This is a genomic window from uncultured Phenylobacterium sp., from assembly GCF_902826855.1.
Classification (GTDB): domain Bacteria; phylum Pseudomonadota; class Alphaproteobacteria; order Caulobacterales; family Caulobacteraceae; genus Phenylobacterium.
The window spans coordinates 1-5,914 of record NZ_CADEGK010000251.1 but is presented as its reverse complement, the minus strand read 5'-3'; the positions used below and the strand labels follow the sequence as shown (position 1 = coordinate 5,914).

Here is a 5,914-nt window from a genome sequence, read left to right as displayed (position 1 = left end):
AAGTCGCCCGCCGCAGCGTCGACGGACCATTCCAGGTCCACCCAGCCGTTCGGGACGCTCAGCGCGCCGTACTTCAGCGCGTTGGTCCCCAGCTCGTGGAAGGCCATCGATAGCGACAGCGCCACCCCCGGGCGCAGGCGAATCAGGGGTCCGGCGAGGCGGATGCGCGAGCCCGCGCCGCTGAGCGCGTCCAGCACCCCCCGCGCCACGTCCGCGACACCGGCGGCCTCCCAATGCTCGCGGGTCAGGATGTCGTGGGCCGCCGCCAGGGCGGTGATGCGCTGCAGGAAGGCCTCGAGCGCGTCGCTGTCTCCCGGCGAGGCGCGAAAGGTCTGGAGGGCTATCGACTGGACCGTGGTGAGGTTGTTCTTGACCCGGTGGTTCAGCTCCAGGACCAGCACCTTCAGCCGGTCCTCCGCCGTCTTCTGCAGGTGGATGTCCTCGGTGCTGCCGTACCAGCGGACGATCGCGCCCTCCTCGTCGCGGCGTGGATAGGCCCGCGAGCGGATCCATCGGTAGTCGCCGTCCAGATGGCGGACCCGGTGCACGATGTCGTACGGGGCGCCGGTTGCGACCGAGTGGCCCCAGGCCGCGGATGTGCGCTGCACGTCGTCCGGGTGCAGCGCGTCGGCATAGCTGGAGCCCAGGCCACTCGAGCCGGTCCACGCCTTCCATCGCGGCGCCACCCGGTCCAGGAGCCCGTCTATCCCCGCCGTCCAGGCCACCTGGGGGTTCAACTCCGTCGAGTAGCGATAGTCCTCTTCGCTTTCGCGCAGCGCCGCTTCGGTCAGCTTGCGGTCGGTAATGTCATTGAACAGAAGGGCCACGCGCCGCGCCTCAGGCTCGCCGATCTTGAAGGCGAACACCGACCACCAGCGGCCCAGGGGGGTCGAATAGTTCTCGAAACGCGCAGCCTCGCCGGTAACCGCGACGCGGCCATAGACTTCGAACCAATGCTCGTCCTGGTCCGGCGCGATCTCGCGCATCCAGCGTCCTTCGCCGTTCACGATGCCGGTTTGCCGCTCGAACGCTTGATTGACCTCCACGAACCGGTAGTCCGAGGCCCTGCCGGTCGCGTCGAAGGCGAGCTCGATGGTGCAGAATGCCTGGTCCATCGCGTTGAAGAGCCCGAGGTCTCCCACCCCGGTGGCCCGCACCTTGGCCTCGCCTCCGACGAGGTCCCGCGCGCCGGGCCTGGCGCGCACCGACATCCGTTCAACCGCGTCCATCAGATCCTGCGACCAGGCTTCGGAGGGGCCCAGTGGGGTGCTCGACCAGTCGTAAGACGCCATCCGCCTAGCTGCTTCGGCGGTCGAAACTCGCCCATCCTGTACGCCGGCCATGCTCGTTAACGCATGAGCGCCCCGTTCGCCCCTTCCTCCCCGATTTGAAGCGGGCGGGGACGCCGCCGCGAAGGCTGGCAAGGGCCGCGGCGGTGGTGTTTCATGGGCCCCCGACATCCAAGTGAGGCTGCATGATCAAGAGCGCCTGCCACTGCGGCGCGGTCCGTTTCGAAGTCGCGGCGGCGCCTAAATGGGTATTGGACTGCAGCTGCACGGTCTGCCGACGCTACGGGGGCCTGTGGACCTATTGCCGGGGCGAGGACCCCATGACGTTGCTCTCGGAGCCGGATCCCGCCGCGACCGTAGTCTACAGCTGGCTGGACCACGAGATCGGCATGCACCACTGCCGAACCTGCGGCTGCGTCACTCACCTGCAGGCGCTCGACCACGAGACCCAGCCCATTTTCGGCCTGAACGCGCGGATGATGATCGGGCTGGACGGGGCGAACATCACCATCCGGCGGATCGACAACGGTCACCTGGGCTGGTTCTGGACGCGGCCGGACCTGCCGATCATCCCGGGACACCATCCCAACACCCCGCCGCCCGGTCGGGAAGAGGACTGGGGCTTGTCGTGATCAAGGCTGCCTGCCACTGCGGCGCCGTCCGCTTCGCGGTCGCCGCGGCGCCCAAGTGGGTGCTGGACTGCAGCTGCACGCTCTGCCGGCGGTACGGGGCGCTATGGACATACTGCATCGGCGATGACCCGGTGACGCTGGTCGCCCGGCCCGACCCGGCGGCGACCGCTACCTACAGCTGGAACATGAACTACTACGCTTTCCACCATTGCCGGACCTGTGGCTGCATCACCCACTTCGAGCAGATCGAGCCCGGCCCGACGCAGATCATCGGCGTGAACGCGCGGATGATGGTCGGTCTGGACGGCCCCAACATCCCGATCCGCCGGATCGACAATGGCCATGTCGGCTGGCTCTGGAGCCGAGCCGACCAGCCGCTGATCCCCGGCAACCACCCGCCGATGTCGGCGCCCGGTCCGGACGACTGGCGCTAGAACGACCCCGAGAGGATCAGCGTAGAGCCTCGTCGGCGTCCAGATCGCGCGCGACGCGCAACCCCACGTCGGCGCGGACCTTGTCGTCCGGGATCGGGAACCGGTTGGCCAGGCGCAGCTCCGCCGGCGCGCTCTCGAACGAGCCGCCGCGCAAAACCCGGCCCTTGCAGCGGGATGCGTCCCCGGTGACGCACGCCGAGGTCCATTCCCAGACATTGCCCTCCATCTGGGCGAGGCCGAAGGGGTTGGCCGGATAGCCGGTGACCGCTTCCGGATAGCCGCGAAATGGCATCACCGGCGAGCCGCGATAGCGGGCGGAGTGGTCGTAGTTGGCCAGGCTGGGCGAAATCTCGTCGCCGAAGCCGAACGCGGTGGTCGCGCCCGCCCGGGCGGCATACTCCCACTCCTCCTCGGTCGGCAGCCGATAGGCTCGGCCAGATTTGGCCGCGAGCCAGCCGACGTAGGCCTGGGCGTCCTCATAACTGATGTGGGTCGCCGGGATCAGCGGGTTGGGGTTGTCCTTCGACCAGTTCGGACGCCTGCGGCATGCGCCGTCCAGTTCGCACGCCGCCCACTCCGACAGGGTGAGCTCGAACACGGACAGGGCGAAGGGCCGGGACACGCGCAGTGGTCGCGCGGTCGGCTCGTCGCGACCGCGGCCGTCCTCGCCGGCGGGCGAGCCGACGACGCCTTCGCCCGCGGGAACGATCCGCATCCAGGGACAGGCGGCGCAGTCGTAGAAGCGGCCCGCATCGGCGTTGGGGTTGCAGCTGACGAAACAGGGCGGCTCGCCCTGCAGGCCGTAGTCGAACGTCGGCTTCTGCCAGGCCTTGGCGCCGGAGCCCACGGCCACGCGATCCGACACCCGCTTGAACACCTCGGCCACGTTCTGCGACGGGCGGCGGATCTCCTCGGCGAGGATGCGGCTGAAGACACCGGAGTCGAAGGCGACCTGGTCCGGGCTGGTCGAATAGGCCACCAGGTAGCCCTGGTCCGGCCGTCGCTGGGCCGGCGCATAGCGGGTCAGGCCCTTGGAGCCGGGCGGCAAAGCGCGCGTGTCGATGCGGATCGGCTGGGCCACCGCCGCGCCGTCCAACGTGCTTCGGCACATGTCGAGCACCACCACCACGGTGCGCGCGCCAGCGCCCAGCAGCCGGTCGGTGATCGCCGCGCGGGTGACCAGGGCCGAGCCCAGTTCCGCGCCCTGATCCACCGGCACGAGGGCGCCGTCGCCATGGGAACCCAAGGTCACACCGTGACCGGAGAAATAGACGACACCGAAGGCCTCATCGCCCGCGGCGGCGAGCGCGGCGGCGAAGGCGTCCAGCTCGCGCCGCAGCTCGGCCTCGCCAAGGTTCCGACGCGGCCGCACCGGCCCGGTCCCTGACGCGTCCGCGAACTTGGCGGCGGTCAGCGCGCCCGACATGATGTCGCCGTCGCGGGCCGCATTGGGCAGCGACGGCAGGGTCCGATACTCGCTGTTGGCGATCACCAGCGCCAAGCGAGGCGGCGCAGCCATCGCCGAGGAGCCGCCCGAAAGGGCCAAGAACACCGCAACTGCAACCAAGCGTGCGAAGCGAGTCCACATCTTCACATTCACCTGCTTTTAGCCAAACGAACTACATCAATAGGTTGAAATCGCCATATCCACCGCGGATTCTAATAGGAAGAGATAACTCATCAGTTAGTATGAGAAATAACAATGTGTGACGAACATGGATATATAATTATATAGTGTATATGATCCTATTCGATCAATTGTAGATTAACGGGTAGTCCGTCTAACACGTCCCCAGTTTAGTGATTGGGGGCTTTCATGAATCTCAAGTGGCAGGCGCTGGGCGCCTGCGTGCTCACCTGTGGCGTCGCCGCGGGTGACCCGGCGCATGCGCAGTTTCTGGAACTGGACGCGAGGGCCTCGCATTCGCCCTACGCGGCGGGCATGCCGCAGGTCTTCGCTTCGACCGCGCCCACCCAGTCGAACGGCCAGCCGACGGTGTTCAACGGGGGGCCGGTCACGCAGTATTCGCTGGAGGGCGTATTCCTCAGCGGCGCGCCGGCCAACGGCGTGACCCTGCCCGATGGCCAGTCCATCAATGACCTCCTCGCGCGCGAGCCCGGCGTGCGCCTGATCCCGGCCGAGCCGGGAACCGACACCTCGCTGACGGTCCGGATCGCGAACGTCGCATCGCTCGACGACGCGGTCTTCGACGTGAACGACATCGACTTTGGCGGAGCCTGTCGGATGAACCCCGGCTTCAACGACCGGGTCGGCCTGCCCATGGGTACGGTGGTGCAGCCGTGCAATTCGGTCGACGCCACCATGAAGCTCAACGGCCTCACCTTCCGCCTGACCAGTCCCGAGAACAGCATCGCGCTCACCTTCGCGGTGCCGGCCGTCGGCTACGCTTTCACATCCAACCTCAACGCCACTACCGGCGTCGATCCGTTCCTTCGGCGCAAGGACTCCCTGCGCCAGCTGGACGAGAACTTCTTCGCCAGCGGCAAGGCTCCGCTGGTGGTGGCCCGGCTGCTGGGCGAACCAGACAGCTTTGTCCTGCCGAAGGGCGTGCTCCCGGACATGGGCTCCGCCATCGCCGGCTCGCTGACCGTCGGCGGGGTCACCAAGAGCTTCGGCGTCTCCAACCCGGGCGAGCTGCTGGCGTACGCCATCGCCAACCGCGACTCGTCGTTCTCCGACTTCGGGATCAACTATACGGGCGGTTGCTTCCGCGACGCCGGGACTTTGGCCGGCGCATGCAGCGCGGCGTCTGCGACGCTCAGCGTTGTCGGTATCGAAGTCCGCGCCGAGGCGGCCGCCAACAGCCCCGACATCACCTTCACAGTGCCTGTGCTGGACCTGAATTTCACGAGCGCCGGGGCCGCCGACCGCGACGAAGCCCTCGAGCAGTTCATCGACTTCGCAAATGAGAACGCCGACCGCGGCAAGATCAGCGCCGCCTACGCGCGATACCTTGCCGAGAACACGCCCAACGACCCGTTGGTGGGCAACCCGTTCTCGGCCCAGGGCCAACTGACCCGCGGCGCGCTGGACCTGGACAGCCCCTCCGGCGCGCTGGACGAGACCGCCGGCGGCGGCAAGGGGGGCCGCGGCCGCGAGCCCGACACCACCGGGTGGATGGTCGGCGGCCGCGCGGGACACCTCTCGGCCGGCGGGGCCGACGCGCAGTTCGTCGACGGCGTGTTCGAACGCGGCTTCCGGGTCAAGGAGGGCAGCCGCGCGCGCCTGAAGGTCAGCGTTCCGCTGAGCTACATCGATTACGGCTCCCGCAACGGCGGCGGCCGCACGGGGACGTTCGGCCTGCGCACGACGCTGGAGCTGCCGCTGGTCGACGGGCGCTGGGTCCTGGAGCCGACCGCCAGCGCCGCGGCCTTCTATTCGTCCAACAACGTGTCGTCGGGCGCCCTCTACCTCGTCGGCGTCTCCAGCCGCTACAAGCTGGCCCCGGTGGGCCGCGGCCACATCGTCATCGGCAACGCGATCACCTATTCCTCAACCCTGCACATCGATGCCGGCAACTTCGCCACGCCGAAGATC

5 protein-coding genes are annotated in these 5,914 nt (G+C 68.1%); 3 read left to right on the top strand and 2 right to left on the bottom strand.

Annotated elements, in window-relative coordinates; genetic code table 11:
• The coding region (locus QZV94_RS22410; protein ID WP_293682215.1) for an HWE histidine kinase domain-containing protein at nucleotides 1-1,292 on the bottom strand (1,292 nt) is incomplete at its 3' end.
• 182 nt (nucleotides 1,293-1,474) lie between these two features.
• Between QZV94_RS22410 and QZV94_RS22405 the strand changes: the two genes are divergently transcribed.
• Nucleotides 1,475-1,921 carry a hypothetical protein gene (locus QZV94_RS22405; RefSeq protein ID WP_293682212.1) on the top strand — a complete coding sequence of 149 codons (447 nt, stop codon included), beginning with the start codon at nucleotides 1,475-1,477 and terminating at the stop codon, nucleotides 1,919-1,921.
• Nucleotides 1,918-2,355 carry a hypothetical protein gene (locus QZV94_RS22400; protein WP_293682209.1) on the top strand — a complete coding sequence of 146 codons (438 nt, stop codon included), beginning with the start codon at nucleotides 1,918-1,920 and terminating at the stop codon, nucleotides 2,353-2,355. Before QZV94_RS22405 ends, QZV94_RS22400 begins: the two co-directional genes overlap by 4 nt.
• Before the next feature lie 16 nt (nucleotides 2,356-2,371).
• On the opposite strand, the gene QZV94_RS22395 is transcribed toward QZV94_RS22400, so the two are convergent.
• Nucleotides 2,372-3,874 carry an SUMF1/EgtB/PvdO family nonheme iron enzyme gene (locus QZV94_RS22395; protein WP_293682206.1) on the bottom strand — a complete coding sequence of 501 codons (1,503 nt, stop codon included), beginning with the start codon at nucleotides 3,872-3,874 and terminating at the stop codon, nucleotides 2,372-2,374.
• A 297-nt stretch (nucleotides 3,875-4,171) separates the two neighbouring features.
• Between QZV94_RS22395 and QZV94_RS22390 the strand changes: the two genes are divergently transcribed.
• Nucleotides 4,172-5,914: hypothetical protein (locus tag QZV94_RS22390; RefSeq protein WP_293682203.1), on the top strand; the 1,743-nt coding region annotated here is incomplete at its 3' end.